15 protein-coding genes are annotated in these 16,130 nt (G+C 57.3%); 6 read left to right on the plus strand and 9 right to left on the minus strand.

Annotation, left to right across the window (positions count from 1 at the left end):
* Positions 1 to 135: 135 nt before the first annotated feature.
* The 3 genes from NR201_RS11735 to NR201_RS11745 form a co-directional block, all read right to left on the minus strand.
* A complete protein-coding gene (locus tag NR201_RS11735; RefSeq protein WP_010252017.1) occupies positions 136 to 1,305 on the minus strand; it encodes a Gfo/Idh/MocA family protein in 1,170 nt (389 codons plus the stop codon).
* Between the two features lie 10 nt (positions 1,306 to 1,315).
* Positions 1,316 to 2,233 (minus strand): TIM barrel protein, encoded by a 918-nt coding sequence (locus NR201_RS11740; RefSeq protein ID WP_256849797.1) that lies wholly within the window; start codon positions 2,231 to 2,233, stop codon positions 1,316 to 1,318.
* Between the two features lie 150 nt (positions 2,234 to 2,383).
* Positions 2,384 to 3,409: a LacI family DNA-binding transcriptional regulator gene (locus NR201_RS11745; RefSeq protein WP_256849817.1), complete on the minus strand. Its 1,026-nt coding sequence runs from the start codon at positions 3,407 to 3,409 to the stop codon at positions 2,384 to 2,386.
* 330 nt (positions 3,410 to 3,739) lie between these two features.
* Between NR201_RS11745 and NR201_RS11750 the strand changes: the two genes are divergently transcribed.
* From NR201_RS11750 to NR201_RS11765, 4 genes are all read left to right on the plus strand, one after another.
* A complete protein-coding gene (locus NR201_RS11750; protein WP_010672024.1) occupies positions 3,740 to 4,783 on the plus strand; it encodes a Gfo/Idh/MocA family protein in 1,044 nt (347 codons plus the stop codon).
* Positions 4,784 to 4,801: 18 nt separating this feature from the next.
* Positions 4,802 to 5,680: a sugar phosphate isomerase/epimerase family protein gene (locus NR201_RS11755; RefSeq protein WP_010252025.1), complete on the plus strand. Its 879-nt coding sequence runs from the start codon at positions 4,802 to 4,804 to the stop codon at positions 5,678 to 5,680.
* Between the two features lie 218 nt (positions 5,681 to 5,898).
* A complete protein-coding gene (yghU, locus tag NR201_RS11760) occupies positions 5,899 to 6,762 on the plus strand; it encodes a glutathione-dependent disulfide-bond oxidoreductase (RefSeq protein WP_010252027.1) in 864 nt (287 codons plus the stop codon).
* Between the two features lie 10 nt (positions 6,763 to 6,772).
* Positions 6,773 to 7,066 (plus strand): DUF1330 domain-containing protein, encoded by a 294-nt coding sequence (locus NR201_RS11765; RefSeq protein ID WP_010252030.1) that lies wholly within the window; start codon positions 6,773 to 6,775, stop codon positions 7,064 to 7,066.
* Between the two features lie 30 nt (positions 7,067 to 7,096).
* On the opposite strand, the gene NR201_RS11770 is transcribed toward NR201_RS11765, so the two are convergent.
* Both NR201_RS11770 and NR201_RS11775 read right to left on the minus strand, forming a co-directional pair.
* Positions 7,097 to 8,191, minus strand: coding sequence for a YncE family protein (locus NR201_RS11770; RefSeq protein ID WP_256849798.1), 1,095 nt, complete (start codon positions 8,189 to 8,191; stop codon positions 7,097 to 7,099).
* Positions 8,192 to 8,392: 201 nt separating this feature from the next.
* Positions 8,393 to 9,331: a LysR family transcriptional regulator gene (locus tag NR201_RS11775; protein ID WP_033769472.1), complete on the minus strand. Its 939-nt coding sequence runs from the start codon at positions 9,329 to 9,331 to the stop codon at positions 8,393 to 8,395.
* 64 nt (positions 9,332 to 9,395) lie between these two features.
* Here NR201_RS11775 and NR201_RS11780 point away from each other — a divergent pair, with 64 nt between their 5' ends.
* Positions 9,396 to 10,466: a tartrate dehydrogenase gene (locus tag NR201_RS11780; RefSeq protein ID WP_033787519.1), complete on the plus strand. Its 1,071-nt coding sequence runs from the start codon at positions 9,396 to 9,398 to the stop codon at positions 10,464 to 10,466.
* A 1-nt stretch (position 10,467) separates the two neighbouring features.
* Here NR201_RS11780 and NR201_RS11785 read toward each other — a convergent pair whose 3' ends face one another.
* The 4 genes from NR201_RS11785 to NR201_RS11800 form a co-directional block, all read right to left on the minus strand.
* A complete protein-coding gene (locus NR201_RS11785) occupies positions 10,468 to 11,799 on the minus strand; it encodes a glycoside hydrolase family 28 protein (protein WP_256849818.1) in 1,332 nt (443 codons plus the stop codon).
* Between the two features lie 103 nt (positions 11,800 to 11,902).
* A complete protein-coding gene (locus NR201_RS11790; protein WP_010252038.1) occupies positions 11,903 to 12,718 on the minus strand; it encodes a carbohydrate ABC transporter permease in 816 nt (271 codons plus the stop codon).
* Positions 12,718 to 13,590 (minus strand): carbohydrate ABC transporter permease, encoded by an 873-nt coding sequence (locus tag NR201_RS11795; protein ID WP_010252041.1) that lies wholly within the window; start codon positions 13,588 to 13,590, stop codon positions 12,718 to 12,720. The genes NR201_RS11790 and NR201_RS11795 overlap by 1 nt, the downstream gene beginning before the upstream one ends.
* A 57-nt stretch (positions 13,591 to 13,647) precedes the next feature.
* Positions 13,648 to 14,979, minus strand: coding sequence for an extracellular solute-binding protein (locus NR201_RS11800; protein WP_010252044.1), 1,332 nt, complete (start codon positions 14,977 to 14,979; stop codon positions 13,648 to 13,650).
* Between the two features lie 550 nt (positions 14,980 to 15,529).
* Here NR201_RS11800 and NR201_RS11805 point away from each other — a divergent pair.
* Positions 15,530 to 16,129 carry a GNAT family N-acetyltransferase gene (locus NR201_RS11805; RefSeq protein ID WP_033759591.1) on the plus strand — a complete coding sequence of 200 codons (600 nt, stop codon included), beginning with the start codon at positions 15,530 to 15,532 and terminating at the stop codon, positions 16,127 to 16,129.
* Position 16,130: the final 1 nt, after the last annotated feature.

Genomic DNA, 16,130 nt, shown 5'->3' on the forward strand with positions numbered 1-16,130 from the left:
ATGCTCCCGGCATTTTTGTCCGGGTTCGGGCACCATATTTAAAGAACCCGCCTCTGGCGGGTTTTTGCTTTTGTGGAGCGAACCCGTTATCGAAGGTTCGATACACTCGCCATATCCTGTGGCTCGCCCTCTGCTTCAGCACGCCACCCACACCGCACCGGCATCCGCCGATTTCACGCACTGCGCGACCCAGCGCACGCCCATTAATCCGGCATGCACGTCGGGATACCAGAAATCCTGCAGGAAGTCGGTGTCACGGCGATCGGTGGCATCCATCGCCAGTGCGAAGCGACGATAAAGATTGGACCAGGCTTCAAATAACCCCTCGGTATGCCCTCCGCCAATGCGGTCCTCTTCCAGCGCGCGCGGATTAAGATAGCCCATGCCGCGCTCCAGAATGCGCACTGGCTCGCCCTGCACTTCATAGCGCAACTGGTTCGGCTGCTCATCCCACCACTCCAGACTGGCTTTCGATCCGACGACCCGAATCTTCTGCCCGTGCATCGATCCGGCATTCACCGCCGACGCCCATAACGTGCCGACTGCGCCGTTGTCATACTCCATCATCACAAAGGCGTTATCCTCCAGCGGCGCACGCGACGCGACAAAGCTCTGACGCGAACAGAGCAGACGCGTCACTTTCAGCTGTGGCAACATCGTTTCTGCGATAAACAATGGATGCGTCGCCAGGTCGCCTAACACGTAACTCGGGCCGACAAAGCGCGGATCGACCCGCCAGCGGGTACTTTCACTCTGCAACTCCACCGCCTCATTATGGAAGCCGTGAGCAAACTGCATGTTAACGATGCGGATCTCACCCAGAGCCCCTTCGGCGATCATTTCCCTGGCCTGATGAACCAGCTGATGCCCGGCGTAACCGTAGGTGACGCCAACAACCTTCTGCTTCTCCCGGCTCAGCTGCTCCAGCTCATCCGCCTCTTCGACCGTAAAACAGAGGGGCTTCTCGCACACCACATGCAGCCCGGCATTAAGCGCCGCGCGGCAAATGGCGAAGTGAGTATTATTAGGCGTGGCGACAGACACCGCCTCAATGCCATCTTCACGCGCGGCTTCCCCGGCGAACAGGCTGGCATAATCGGGATAACAGCGGTCCGGTGCCACACCCAGCGCCTGACCAAACTCACGCCCGCGTGCGGCATCAATATCAAACGCCCCCGCCAGCAGCACAAAGTTTCCGTCACGCTGTGCTGCAGAGCGATGGATATAGCCAATCTGGCTGGTGCCGCCGCCGCCGATCATGCCCCAGCGCAGCGAGCGATTAGCCGCTTTTTTACCGTTAATCATGCTGTTGTCCTCAGAATCCTGTTGATCGGAGATAGTCCAGGCTGGCTTTAACATCCCGCAGACTGGTGTCGGCATGGCGCGGATCACGCTCCTGTTCGATGGTGATCCAGCCCTGATAGTTACGCTCAGTCAGCAGCGTGCGCACCGCCGGATAGTCAATTGCGCCCTGCCCCAGCGGACACATCACCCCCTGCGCGCAGGCAGTGAAAAAGTCGAGTCCGCGAGAGAGGGCGTCTCGCCAGACCCGCTGGTTAACGTCTTTGAAGTGGAGGTAATCGATGCGGGTCCAGTACTGTTGCAGTGAAGCGACCGGATCCATCCCGGCGTAATAGAGATGGCCGGTATCCAGACATAAACCAGCCACCTGATGCGGAATATCACTGACCAGCCGCGCAAGCTCATCGGCAAACTCAATGCAGCCGCCCGCATGCGGATGGATCACCGGTCGCACGCCATACTCCTGCCAGGCAATCTCACTCAGAATGGTGATGTGTCGCATCATGCGCTGCCAGTCGTCAGCGGAGAGCCGTGGCGCTTTTTCTGACTGACCGGCATATTTCGCCCGCTCCGGATTCCCGAAGTCGATGACCACCAGATAAGGCGCGCTGGCGCCGGGCGTTTTGACGGCGGCTGGTACGCTGGCCAGCGTACGACACAGATTGTGGGTGAGCGTCACCAGTTCAGGGAAATTCGCTTCACTGACCAAATCATCAAAAATCGTACCCGCCACCAGCGAAAGCTGATGCGCATTAAGCTGCCGGGTCAGTTCGGCTGCATCCGCTGGCAGATAGCCCCAGGGGCCAAGTTCGATACTGGGATAACCAGCCAGAGCGGCTTCAGTCAGGACTTTCTGCCATGGCGGCAGCCAGGGGTTAGCGGGATCGTCGACGCCCCAGCTACAGGGCGCATTAGCAATGTGAAAGGTCATGATATCTGCCTGTGCAGTGAGAACTGCTGGCAGTATCAAATGAAAATTTCATCTCAGACAACAATGAAAGTTTCATTTTTTGATAGAGATCGCGTTTAAATATTTCTTTATATGATAGTTTTCTATCAAATACCCGCTAACCTGCTCTTTCTACAGGTTTTCACGCGTCACGATTTCAAAGGGTACGGTCACCTGAGCAAAATGGTCGCGCTGTTCCATCCGGCTGTTGAGGCAGGTGGCGATCACCGCCGCAGCCATGGCATCAATACGATGGCGCAACATCAGCGTAATGGTGCCATCAATCAGCGCCAGCTCATCGCCGGGCAGCGGACCGTGGCACAGCAGATCGATCTGCCTGCGTCCGCTGTCACGCAGCGCCCGCACCACACCCTCGATGCCGCCGCAGGGCGCATAAATCATCACCAGATCATCATGGGTGTCCAGCAACTGCCGGGTCGCCTGATAGCCTCCTTCACCCGACTCATGCGTTTTTAACGGTTCCAGTACCCGCTGGCTGATGCCTGACTCGCGCAGGTAAGAGCGGAAACTGATCTCGCTGCTCTCCTGGCAGGTAAAGCGGTGATCGCCCAGCAGCACCCCAACGCATCCCGGCTGACGCAGCAGATGCTGTGCCATCCAGGCCGCCGTACGTCCCGCTTTCTGATTATCAATGCCGATAAACCCCGCATGCTCACAGGGCGAGAAATCAGAAAAGAGCGCGTAAACCCGTACGCCCAGTCGTGACACATCCTGAATCGCGTGACGAATCAGCGGATGATCCAGCGCCACCAGCGCAATTACATCACTGCGCTGTGCCAGCAGACGCAGCGAGTGCGCCACCGCCTCCACTTCGTGAATATCATGCCAGCAAAACTCAGGTTCGCTGCCCTGTGGCTGCTGAGCCTTCAGCTGCTGTTTCAGCATCTCGCCCAGCTGCTGATAAAACGAATAACGAGCAGGCAGCAGGATAAAGCTCACGCGAACTGTTGCCGCAGCGAGCGGCGATGTTGTCCGGATGTGTGCCTGCGTCAGGTGATAGCCCAGCTCGCGGGCCGCAGCCAGCACTTTCTGCTCGGTCACGCTGCGCACCGGCGCGCGTCCATTCAGCACCCGATCCACGGTGGCCACGCCCACGCCCGCCGCCTGCGCAATAGCGGTCATCGTCACTTTTGACATCATCCTTCTCCCTGCTTCTGCTCTCTGTAGCGCTGGCTGACGGCTACGCCTATATATTCTGTTGTCTGAGACATCAACACTCTATCGCGGCACAGCCATTTCCTCTCATTTATTTGATAGAAAGTCAGCGTTAATCTTGATCGTCCTCGCAAAATGAAACATTCATTTCTTTCTGCATTCTCTTTAAAACGCCCATTTGCTAAAACGGATAAAAATCCTGCGCCGATCGGGTTGATGGGATCACATCATTAAAAGGTTAGAGCGACGACGGCGGGCTTTCTATAGTGGAGCCCTGAGCAGCACCTGCCTGCACGTATAAAAGGAAAAGTTATGTTCCCTTCAACGCTTCCGGTTCCACGCCTGACCGCTGCCAGCCAGGTACCACAGTTGCGCTGGGGCATTATCGGGCCGGGCTGGATCGCCGACCATTTTGCCCATGCACTGCGCAAGCATACCCACCAGCAGATCACGGCGGTGGCTGCGCGTGACCCGGCAAAAGCACAGGCCTTTGCCGACAAATGGTCAATCAGCCATGCCACGGGCAGTATCGACGTGCTGCTGGCGCGGGAGGATGTTGATGCGGTCTATATCGCTACGCCCCACAACCACCATTTTCCCGATGGTCTGCGCGCGATTGCCGCCGGAAAGCATCTGCTGATTGAAAAGCCGCTGGCGCTGAATGCTCAGCAGGCGACACAGCTTAAACTGGCCGCCGCTGCCGCGAACCTGCTCTGTATGGAGGCGATGTGGTGCAACTTCACACCGAAATATGACGTTATCCGTCAGCTGCTGGAGGATGGCGTGCTCGGCGATGTTCACACCCTGATTGCCGATCATGGCGAGTTTTTCACACCAGACCATCGCATCTTCAACGCCGATCTGGCGGGCGGCCCGATGCTGGATCTGGGCAGCTATCTGGTGGCGCTTAGCGTGTTTGTTGGCGGCGGTGCGCCTGACACGATCGTCGCCCGGGGCCAGCCCGTCCCGGCTGGGCGTGTAAACGGTCAGACGTCGATGCTGTTTACCCATCAGCACGGCATGCATTCGGTGCTGAATACCACCCTGTTCAGCAACACGCCAGGCGGCGCGGTGATCGCCGGACGCGAGGCCACGCTGGAACTGGCGGGCCAGTTCTATGCGCCTGGTAACTTCACCCTGACCTCCAGCGATCGGCGTCATCGCCTGCAGTGGCAGGAGCCTGCCAGCCGCTATGAACAGCTCTGTCATGAAATTAACCATTTCGCCTGGTGTATCGGTCAGAACCGGATCGATTCACCCATCCATTCGCTTGACCAGGCGATTACCACCCTGGCCACGATGGACAACGTCAGGCAGCAGATTGGCGTGACCTTCAATGAAGAACAGCAACCTTAATGTGCCCGGAGCAGAAAGATGAAAATCGCTTTTGATGTGGATGTGATTAAAGATTTAGGCATCACCCGTATGGTTCATCAGGTGGCCGACTGGGGATACAAATATATCGAACAGTCGCCGCATCCGCAGATCAACCCGTTTTATAAGCATCCTAAAGCCAGCCGTGAAATCATCACCGAGTATAAGAATGCGTTAAACGCCACCGGGCTGGAGATCTCCTCGTTTATCGTGGTCTATCGCTGGTCCGGCCCGGATGAGCTGCGTCGTCAGGCGGCGGTGAAGAACTGGAAGCGGATGATCGAGATCGCGGTTGAGATGGGTGTGCAGGTGATCAACACCGAACTCTCCGGCACGCCTAACGAGCCGGAAATCTGTGAAGAGATGTTCTATCGCTCCATGGAAGAGCTGCTGCCGATCATCGAACGTGAAGGCATCCGCGTCGAAATCCAGGCCCATCCGTGGGATTTCTGCGAAGAGAACAACGAAACTGTGGATATCGTGAAGTCGTTCCGCAGCGATAATGTGAAGTATATCTACAGCGCGCCACACACTTTCTTTTATGACAAAGGCAAAGGTGATGTGAAACCGATGCTGGAGTATGCCGGTGACGATCTGTCACACATGCTGATCGCCGACACCATGAACCATACAAAACACTGTCGCTACATCGTTAACCCGCCAGGGGTGGATGCCACCATTCACCAGCATGTCGGCGTGGGCGAAGGCGAAGTGGACTTCGACACCCTGTTTAAAACGCTGCGCGACACCGGCTTTGCCACCCGCAGTTATAAAGTCGGCGGTGAACCGATCATCGCGGCGTCTCTGTTTGGCTACCCGGAAAAGATGAAGGTTCAGGCGGTAGAAACCCGCGAACTGATTGAGCGTGAACTGCTGTAACCCTGCCTGCCGTGCAGTCGCTGCTGACTGCACGGCCACCTCCGCTCAGGATAACGAACCACCTGCCTGACACACTTTTATTCACTTTTCTCCAGTGCCGCTGCCCGCCTGACATCAGCCCCCTGCAGCACGGCCTTGCGCAGCCAGCAGAGTTAAACCCCCTTCGCAGCACCTGCTACACTCCAGACCAATACCACACCATAAGGCGAACTTTCATTATGTCGGAAAATGCATATCAGCCCGCAAAAGTCTGGACCTGGGACCCTGAAGCCAAAGGTAACGGCGCTAAAACTAATCGTCCGTTCGCTGGTCCCACCCATGAAAAAGCGTTGCCGGTCGGCAAGCATCCTTTACAGCTCTATTCGCTTGGCACGCCTAACGGCCAGAAGGTGACCATCCTGCTGGAAGAGCTGCTGGCGCTTAACGTCAACGATGCGGAATATGATGCCTGGCTGATCCGTATCGGCGAAGGCGATCAGTTCTCCAGCGGTTTTGTCGACGTAAACCCGAACTCGAAAATCCCGGCGCTGAGCGACCACTCGGCAACGCCGCCGATTCGGGTATTTGAATCGGGCAACATCCTGCTCTATCTGGCGGAGAAGTATGGCTACTTCCTGCCGAAAGATATCGCTGGCCGCACCGAAACCCTGAACTGGCTCTTCTGGTTACAGGGCTCAGCGCCTTACCTGGGCGGTGGTTTCGGTCATTTCTATCACTACGCGCCAGAAAAAATTGAGTACGCCATTAACCGCTTCACGCTGGAAGCGAAGCGTCAGCTCGACGTGCTGGATCGTCAGCTGGCAGATAACCGCTATCTGGCCGGTGATGACTACACCATCGCTGATATCGCCACCTGGCCGTGGTACGGCAACATGGTGCTGAATGACCAGTATGGCGGTGCCGAATTCCTGGATGTGCAGTCCTATAAAAATGTGGTGCGCTGGGCGAAAGAGATCGCGCTGCGTCCTGCTGTAATTCGTGGCCGTAAGGTCAACCGTGTCATGGGCGACCCGGCCGATCAGCTGCACGAGCGTCATGATGCCGCTGACTTCGATACCAAAACCCAGGATAAAAAAGCTTAAGGAGAGACCTGTGAGTGCATATGTTGTATTTATTCGTGATAACACCCTGAACCAGGACGAAATGGCGATCTATGCCGAGAAAGCGGGCGAGGCTCGCGGCGATCATCAGATCAATCCTCTCGCCTTTTATGGCGAACTGGAAACGCTGGAAGGACAGGAAGCAGAAGGCGTGGTGATTCTGGAATTCGCGAGCCGCGAAGCCGCACATGCCTGGTATGACAGCCCGGAATATCAGGCTGCCAAAGCGCACCGTCTGAAAGGCGCGAACTATCGCGTGGTGCTGGTAGAAGGTGTGGCTAAGTAAAGATACAGGCGGCAGCGATGCCGCCTTTTCTTATTGCAGTGTGATACGCGCCACGCCATCCAGCCCCTGACTGCTGTGATCGTCATTGAAGCCCTGCTTCAGGGTGACGAACAGGGTCTGCCCGTCCGGTGAGACCAGCAGACTGTTGGGGTGGCTATCAAATGACCAGCTGTTTTTCACCTCATAGGTGGTGCCATCCAGCTGCAGCACCTTCTTCGATTCGCGCTGGCTGATATAAATCTCATTGCGCTTGCCATTAAACTTAATCCCCAGTGAGTCGCCCAGATTCAGACGCTTAATGACCTTGCCGCTGCGCTCATCAAACACCAGCGTATTTTTCGCTTTTGAATTATCCGTAACAAACAGACGACCGGTTGCCGGATCCTCGGCCATATTCAGGAACAGATACTCCTGCCCGTCACCCGTCGTCAGGCGCTGCTCGATTTTGTTATTGCGCGGATTGATCACCAGGATTTCCCCGCTGCCGTTCGCCGCATAAATCCGGTCGCTGACCGGCGAGAAGATGATGCCTGTGACCCACTTCCCGGCATTTTTTATCCGGGTTCTCAGCGTCAGGGTTTTGGCATCAACCACCCAGATCACGCCCGGATCGCCCACGCCGCCGACATAGAGCAGCCCGTCATGCAGAAAGATTTCACGCGTGCCATAGGGCATGCCTTTCTCGTTTTTCTCGTCAAACATCAGGCGCTTCAGCACCTTACCGTTATCAGGATCGATTTTAGAGATACCGCCATCCAGCGTGTTGGTGGCGTAGAGCGCGCTGCCGTCAGGCGCACTGATCAGACCAAAGTTTTTCAGGTCGAAGTGTCCCGCGCCGGTGCTCTGCAGCGTGGAAGCATCAAGACGGTAGATCATGCCGCCGCTGATATCTTTAAATCCCTGCGCGCTGGCGACATAGAGGGCATTTTTTGCTGGCAGATAGGCCATCTCATACAAACCTTCACCCAGCTCGCGCTGAATCAGGTTATCGGGACTGGAGGGCTGCATCACCACCGGCGCGCTGGCATCCACTTTTTTCGCCGGCATCTGGCACGCCGTCAGGCTGAAGGTGGTCACCATCGCCAGTGTAAGTGCCGCTGTACGCGGACTGAACAACGCTTTCATACTTAACTCCCCTATCTGCCTGCTGCTCCCGGCTGGCCACAACGCAGAGGACAGGCAGGAAATAAAAAGAATAAGAATCATACGCAGCCGCTAAAACGCTGTAAACGCAGCGGCACGCTGACGCAACCGAATCAGCTTAATGCGGTATGTTTATTGTCCGCAGGCGTCTGGCCGCGCCAGAAACTGCCTTTAAAAGCCTGGCTAATCAACCGATTGCAGATTGCTCTGCAGAAACCCCACAAATGCGGTAATACGCGCCGGAAGCTGACGCTGCGCCTGCCAGACCGCAAAAATATCGCCATCCGGTGCCTGCCAGTCGGGTAACACCGGCAGCAGTTCGCCCGTCGCCAGACTGTGCTGCGCATCCCACCAGGAACGCAGCAAGATGCCATGCCCATCCATCGCCAGCCGCATCGCCACTTCGCCATCGTTGGTGATCAGACTGCCGCGCACTTTCTGATTGATGCTCTGTTCGCCGCTGGTCAGTCGCCACAGGGTAAAATCGCTGTCGTGCTGGCGCAGTAAAATGCAGTTGTGTTGTGCCAGATCGCGCACTGTCTCCGGCAGACCGTGCCGGGCGGCATAGGCGGGTGAGCAGCAGAGAATGCGCGGATTGGTACGCAGTTTGCGCGCCACCAGCCGTGAGTCGGGCGGTTCCCCGACGCGGATATCAATATCCATGTGGGCATCAAGAAAATTAAGTGGCTGGCTGCTGAGCTGCAGCGACAGCGAGAGTTCCGGGTGCAGCGCGGCAAAAGCCGAGACGCAGGGCGCAATATGCCGACGGCCAAAGCCAAATGAGGCGTTAATGTTAAGTGTGCCGCGCAGCTGAGCGGTTTCGCCGCTGACCGCCTCTTCCAGCGCCGCCAGCTGATCCAGCAACGGACGCGCACCCGCCAGATAACGGCGCCCTTCCGGCGTCAGCTCCAGTCGTCGCGTGGTGCGGCGCAGGAGTTGCACACCAAGCCGCTGTTCCAGCTGGCTCAGACGTTTGCTGACCGCCGCCAGCGACAGTCCCAGTTCGCGCGCCGCCGCAGTCAGGCTATCCAGCGCAGCCAGGCGAACAAAGAAGGCTAAATCATCGGTGGAGGTGCGGGATTCTCTACTTTTATTCAACACTGGATTGCCTTTCAGGCTCATTATTTCCCCGTAAGCGACAGTTATACTGCGTACACAATTCGAACATCAACCGGAAAGGTACCCTGTGACTGACAAAATTCACTCTGTTGCCGTGATCCCTGGCGACGGCATCGGCAAAGAAGTGATGCCGGAAGGCGTCCGTGTAATGAATGCGGCCGCAGAGAAATTTAACATTCCGCTGCGCTGGGAGTGGTTCGATTACGCCAGTGCCGACTACTGGCAGCAGCATGGCAAAATGTTGCCTGACGACTGGTTTCCACAGCTGAAAGCCTTTGATGCGATCTATTTTGGCGCAGTCGGCTGGCCCGATGTGGTGCCCGACCACGTTTCACTGTGGGGCTCGCTGCTGCAGTTCCGCCGGGAGTTCGATCAATATGTGAATCTGCGTCCGGTGCGACTGATGCCAGGCGTCAAAGCGCCGCTGGCGAACCGTCAGCCCGGCGATATCGACTTCTATGTGGTACGCGAAAACACTGAGGGTGAATACTCCAGCGTCGGCGGCACCATGTTCCCCGGCACCGAACGTGAAGTGGTGATTCAGGAGACGGTGATGACGCGCACCGGCGTCGATCGCATCCTGAAGTTTGCCTATCAGCTGGCGCAGAGTCGGCCGAAGAAACACCTGACCTCCGCCACCAAATCGAACGGCATTGCCATCACCATGCCCTACTGGGATAGCCGCGTTGAAGCCATGGCCGGTCAGTTCCCCGATGTTCGCGTCGATAAGTATCACATCGATATTCTCACCGCTAACTTCGTGCTGCATCCGGACTGGTTTGATGTGGTGGTCGCCAGCAATCTGTTTGGCGATATCCTCTCCGATCTCGGCCCGGCCTGTACCGGCACTATCGGCATCGCCCCTTCGGCCAATATCAACCCGGAAGGCCTGTTCCCCAGCCTGTTTGAACCGGTTCACGGTTCTGCGCCCGATATCGCCGGTAAAGGTGTCGCCAATCCCATCGGACAGATCTGGTGTGGCGCGATGATGCTGGAGCACCTCGGCTACAAAGCGGCAGGTGATGCGGTGTTAGACGCGATTGAACGCACGCTGGCAGCGGGTGAGCACCTGACGCGCGATCTCGGCGGCAGCGCCAGCACCGAACAGCTCGGTATGGCCATCGCCGCCGCGCTGTGATTTAGTCCGGCAACTGCACCACGCACTCGGGGTGCCAGCCTGGCGGTAACGATTCCGGTCGTACTATCGCCAGGCTGTGCAGTTGCAGGTTCTCCACCCCGCGTGCAAACAGGCCCGGCAGCCCGCCGGGATAGCGCTCTACGCCAAAAGCTTCGCCGGTTTTCGGGTCAAGTTTGTAGGCGTTATCCAGCCCCATGCCGGTCGGGGAGTCCGGATTACAGGGCGGCCGTACGTCATAGTGTCCCTGAGCAACCGGTGCCACGGTCTGCCGCATCTGCAGCTGGCTGATGACCACATCGCGTATCCAGCCCGGTTCTGCCGCATGCAGGTTAATCGCCCCTTCCGCCACGCCCGTAACGTTACTGAACTGCACCTGCTCTACGATACCGGGCGTAATGGCGGGATCGCGCCTGCGCACCGAAATATGCAGCGGATCGGCTTTTCCCCAGTGACAGGGCGGCGCATGGTGACAGGCAAAAGTCAGATTACTGAACAGCAGACGCCGCATCGCGCCGCCGTCACGCGACAGAATGCCAATGCCACGGTTGGAATCAAAAATGGTGCAGCCGGTCACCGTGACATCTTCCACATCATCCCAGGTTTCAGTGCCGATTTTAAAGGCGCAGCTGTAGCTACGCAGCAGGCAGTTGGTGATCATAATCTGCCGCGCCGGACGCCGCAGCGCGGCCGGTTTATGGGTGGTTTTGATGCAGATGGCATCATCGGCAGCACTGAGATAGCTATTGCTGACAAACACCGCTTCGCAGCTGTCGATATCGAGCGCATCGGTATTCGGCATGGTCATGGCATTGTCGATGGTGAGGTGGTCGATATGCACATGGCGACAGCTCACCAGATGCACCGTCCACATCGGCGCCTGCACGATGGTAAAAGCGGTCAGCGTTACCTGCTCACAATCTTCAAACACAATGATCCGCGGCCGGTCCGCACGCGGCAGGCGATAGCCCTGCTCGTCACGCTCAGCGGCAAACCAGGCTTCACCGTCACCGTCTATACGGCCGGTGCCGCTGATGGTGATATTGCGCTGGCCCAGCGCATAGAGCAGCACATTGTGGGACTTCTCAGCACAGCTCAGCGCCTGTACCGCCTGGTAATCAGCCAGCCGCTGACTGGCGATCAGCACCGCGCCCGCTTCAAGATGGAGTTCAAAATCAGAGGGCAGATTCAGGCAGCCGCTGCGATAACGCCCGGCAGGCAGGGTCAGACGGCCACCGCCCGCCGCCGCAATCTGATCCATAGCGCGTTGCAGCACGGCCGTGTCCGGGGTTTCGCCATCGGCGACAGGGTGAAAATCAGCAAGGGAAAGGTGCATCATGCGTCTCCCGCAGGATTGAGGAGGAGGAATTGCAGCACGATACGGCGCGGCAAACCTTTGTCTGGCCGCCAGTGCGCCGTTTCGTGCGGGCTATCAAAGATTACTTCACGGCCCCTTCGGTGACGCCGCTGATGAACTTGCGCTGGAAAATCAGGAACACCACGATCAGCGGCATAATCACAATCATCGCGCCCGCCATCAGCACCGGAATGTCGATGGTGTTTTTGTTCTGGAAAAACATCATGCCAATTGGCAGTGTGCGTAACTCATCCTTGTTGACCAGAATCAGCGGGATCAGGAACTCATTCCAGGTCCAGATAAACAGCAGCAGCCCCAGCGTTGAGAGGGTCGGCCAGATAGCGGGCACCAGAATGCCCCACAGAATTTTGACCCGCGATGCCCCATCCATTACCGCCGCTTCCACCAGTTCTTTCGGCACCTGCTGGAAAGCACTGGCGATCATCAGCGTGGTAAAGGGCAGCGACAGGGCAATTTGCGGCAGGATCAGCGCCAGATAGGTGTTGGTCAGCCCCATCCAGCGCAGCTCGTGATAGAGCGGAATGATAAAGGCTTCACTCGGCAATACCATCCCCAGCGCCAGCATCGCTCCGATGACTTTTTTACCAGGGATTTTCAGCCACGCGAAACCGAACCCGGCCAGAATGCCCAGCAGCACGCTGAACAGCACCACCGGAATCACCACCAGCACCGAGTTGAGGAAGTAGACGTTGAAGTGGCCCTGTTGCCACGCGGTCAGGTAGTTTTTGAAATTCAGCGAGGCGGGCAGCGTGAAGACCCCCTGAAACAGCTCCATCTGGGTTTTGAACGACGTCATCAGCGCCATCAGGAACGGCAGAATCGTCATCAGCGCCACGATCCAGATCAGCGCGCGTGAAATCACCGGCGTGCTTCGCATCAGTAACGCTCCTTTAAGGCCAGATGGATCAGATAGTTAATCCCTAAAACAATGACCATGCTGAACACCGCCACCGACGAGGCGTAGCCAAAGTAGTGCAGATCAAAGCCCTGCTTATACATAAAGATGTTGGTCACCATGGTGGAGGTGCCCGGGCCGCCCTGCGTCATCACATAGACCAGGTCAAAGGCTTTCAGGCTGGCGATCACCGTCAGCAGCAGGGCAATCCGCAGCTCGGGTCGCAGGCCTGGCAGCGTAATGCGCATAAACTTCTGGCGACGCGACGAGCCATCGAGATCGGCCGCTTCCAGCAGTGAGGGATCCATGCGCTGCAGGCCCGCCATAAACAGCACCAGACAGAAACCGAAGAAGTACCAGGTGGCGACCAGACCCACGGCGGGCAGCGCCCAGGTAAAATCACCCAGCCAGGAGAGCGCCAGCTGGGGCAACCCGATTGCGCGTAATATCTGGTCGATCGGACCAAACGCCGGGTTATAGAGCCAGCGCCACACCACGCCCAGCACCGCCATCGGCATGATGTAGGGCAGGAAAAAGAGAATGCGCAGCACGCTGCGTTCGCTGTTGTTGCGCGTGTCATACAGAAAGCTGCAGAGCAGCAGGCCGACGCCAATCGGCAACAGGGTATAGAACAGCATCAGGATGGCGTTATTGCCCAGCGCAATCCAGAACACCGGATCGCTGAACATCCGCAGATAGTTGCTGACGCCGCTAAACACCGGCAGCGAGGTGCCGTCCCATTCGGTAAAACTGATGCCCAGCGAGGCCAGTAGCGGGAACAGCAGAAACACCGCATAGACCAGCACCGCAGGCAGAACATAGAGAAAATTACGCCAGCCACTTAAATTCAACATAACTCTACTCGTGGTTCAGAACGAGGCTCAGGCCCGGCTGTTCGCCGGGCCTCCGGCTTAATGCTTCAGCGTTTTCAGGTAACGCTGATAGTTGTTATCAAAATTAACTACCATCTGATCGGGTGTCTGACGGCCTGCCAGCAGCAGCTGAACGTTCTGATTCAGCTCGGCGTTCATGGTGGGTGTCGCCCAGTCCACGTAGTGACCTAAACCGTCGTAATCATTGAGTGTCAGCCAGACCTGATACGCCTCGGCCAGCAGCGGATTGTCCGCTGGCATTTTCGCCGCTTTGTTGGTGCTGGCAGGCAGGAAGCCCACCTTCAGCCAGCGGTTCGCCATGGCATCAGAGACCATATAGTTGATGAACTTCGCCGCACCTTCCTGCTGGTCTTTGCCTTTGGCAGTGCTGGTGATGGAGAACGCCAGATCGGTACCGCCCACCATCAGCGGTTGCTTCACGCCTTCACCGGCAGGCATCGCGGCAAAGTGAATATCTTTGTTGTCTTTAAACTGGCCGAGATACCAGGTGCCGCTGACCAGGAACGCAGCCTGGCCGTTCTGGAACAGCGTCGCCGCATCGTCGTGACCGATGCCCTGGAAGCCAGGGAAGAAGTACCCTTTGTCGGTCCAGCTCTTCATCATAGAGGCGGCATTGACCAGCTTGCTGTCTTTGAAGGTGCCGCCCACATCGTAAATCAGATTATCCAGCGTCTTGCGGTCGTGGCTCTCAATCTGCGCCTGCCACAGGGTGCTGAGCAGCTGCTGGCCCATGTTGCCATCCAGCAGACCGAGCATCATCGGCGCGGTGCCCTGCTGCTTCAGTTTCGCCATCGCGCTTTCCAGCTCAGCCAGCGTTTTCGGCACGGCAATACCTGCTTTATCCAGCAGCGCTTTGTTGTAATAGAGCCCGACCATCTCGCCCAGGCTGGCGACGCCATAGAGTTTGCCGCTGCCGAACTCGCCGCTGTCTGACCAGCGGTTACGTTTCAGAATCGAGTCCGGGAAGCGTGTGGTCCAGCCGTTGCTGGCGGCGTAGCTGTCGAGCGGCAGCAGCAGCTTATCTTTAACCAGCGAGCCCATATCGCCGCCGCCCTGGTTGACCTGAGCGATCTGCGGGCCATCACCGGCGGTCAGCGCCAGCTTCAGGGGAATACGGGTATCTTCAAAGGAGTGAACCGAGCGGTTAATCACAATGCCGGGATTCTGCTGGGAAAACTCTTTAATCCCTTCATCCACCGCGGCAGTCTGCTCCGGGTAGTTGTAGATATCCCACTCATTCAGGGTAACGGCGGCGTGGGCGGCATGCGAGACGCTGCCCGCCAGCAGGCCCGCTGCCAGCAGCCGACCCACATTGCGAATTCGGAACGAACGAACGGAGGAAACAGACATTATGCTCACCTTCTTCAGACCAGGATCGGCATCCTTTCATCTCACCGCCTGACATCCTGCAGGCTGCAGCCGCACACAAACGCACTCACTCATACTTACTTTAATAAAAAAATAAAGTCAAACAGCCTGCGCGGGGAATTGCAACGCTGTGAGCACGCGCAAATAAACAGCGGCATGGCGTGAAATACAGCACACTGCGCTGGCATTTACGCGATTAACCGTGGCGGTGCGTCGCCAGCTACTTTTTCTGCAGCAGGAGATGCCAGTGCAATCATCGCAAAATAACCTCCTGATAAAACATACGAAAATCCTATCACGCTCACACTTTTCCCCTTTCACTGGCCGTGAATCTGCTGCCAGCCGCCACGATCCGGGCGTGTTGGCGATCACAGTTGTGCATCCCGATGCCGGTAAACATTGCCGAAGCGCCCGTGTTAGTGAGATAAGGTAATTATTCTATCTTGAAAACTAAGTCCACTTTCATTAACGTAACTTTTATCTGCGGATCTGTTCAATCCCTGACCGATTCACTCACTCACGAGAATTCACCATGGCGAATCAAGGTGTCATTCGTCCGGCCACCCCGGCGGACTACCCGGCGCTCTACCGCATCTGCCTGGAAACAGCCGATGCAGGTGGCGATGCCCGCGCGCTCTATTCCGATCCTGACTATCCCGGCCAGCGTTTTGCTGTGCCTTATGCGCGTTTCGCGCCTGACTTTGCTTTTGTGCTGGAGCGGGACGGTGAGGTGCAGGGTTATGTGGTCGCCGCGCCCGATACCCGCGCGTTTGAAGCGCAGCTACAGGCCGCATGGTGGCCGCAGCTGCAGGAGAAATATCGTGATCGCAGCGCCAGCGCGCCGCTCGACAGCAAAGTGCTCGACGCAATACGCCATCCTGACCAGGCCGCTGACACGCTGGTGACGCAGTGGCCCGCTCATCTGCATATCAACCTGCTGCCGGCGGCACAGAAAGGCGGCTGGGGTCGCCGGATGATTGAGCATGAGCTGGCGGCGCTGCGCGCTGCCGGTGTCAGCGGTGTCCATCTTGGCGTCAGCCTGCAGAATGAGCAGGTCTGTGCCTTTTATCAGCGCATGGGGTTCACCCCAATCCTGCGCAGCAATGCCATCTACATGGGCCAGTTACTCTGAG

This window comes from Pantoea sp. Fr-CA_6 (assembly GCF_024520895.1).
Lineage (GTDB): Bacteria > Pseudomonadota > Gammaproteobacteria > Enterobacterales > Enterobacteriaceae > Pantoea > Pantoea agglomerans.

Coding starts and splice junctions, on each gene's coding strand:
- NR201_RS11735 (WP_010252017.1), bottom strand. CDS start 1,305: ATGATTAACGGTAAAAAAGCGGCTAATCGCTCGCTGCGCTGGGGCATG.
- NR201_RS11755 (WP_010252025.1), top strand. CDS start 4,802: ATGAAAATCGCTTTTGATGTGGATGTGATTAAAGATTTAGGCATCACC.
- NR201_RS11805 (WP_033759591.1), top strand. CDS start 15,530: ATGGCGAATCAAGGTGTCATTCGTCCGGCCACCCCGGCGGACTACCCG.
- NR201_RS11745 (WP_256849817.1), bottom strand. CDS start 3,409: ATGTCAAAAGTGACGATGACCGCTATTGCGCAGGCGGCGGGCGTGGGC.
- NR201_RS11770 (WP_256849798.1), bottom strand. CDS start 8,191: ATGAAAGCGTTGTTCAGTCCGCGTACAGCGGCACTTACACTGGCGATG.
- NR201_RS11750 (WP_010672024.1), top strand. CDS start 3,740: ATGTTCCCTTCAACGCTTCCGGTTCCACGCCTGACCGCTGCCAGCCAG.
- yghU (WP_010252027.1), top strand. CDS start 5,899: ATGTCGGAAAATGCATATCAGCCCGCAAAAGTCTGGACCTGGGACCCT.
- NR201_RS11795 (WP_010252041.1), bottom strand. CDS start 13,590: ATGTTGAATTTAAGTGGCTGGCGTAATTTTCTCTATGTTCTGCCTGCG.
- NR201_RS11785 (WP_256849818.1), bottom strand. CDS start 11,799: ATGCACCTTTCCCTTGCTGATTTTCACCCTGTCGCCGATGGCGAAACC.
- NR201_RS11775 (WP_033769472.1), bottom strand. CDS start 9,331: ATGAGCCTGAAAGGCAATCCAGTGTTGAATAAAAGTAGAGAATCCCGC.
- NR201_RS11790 (WP_010252038.1), bottom strand. CDS start 12,718: ATGCGAAGCACGCCGGTGATTTCACGCGCGCTGATCTGGATCGTGGCG.
- NR201_RS11740 (WP_256849797.1), bottom strand. CDS start 2,233: ATGACCTTTCACATTGCTAATGCGCCCTGTAGCTGGGGCGTCGACGAT.
- NR201_RS11800 (WP_010252044.1), bottom strand. CDS start 14,979: ATGTCTGTTTCCTCCGTTCGTTCGTTCCGAATTCGCAATGTGGGTCGG.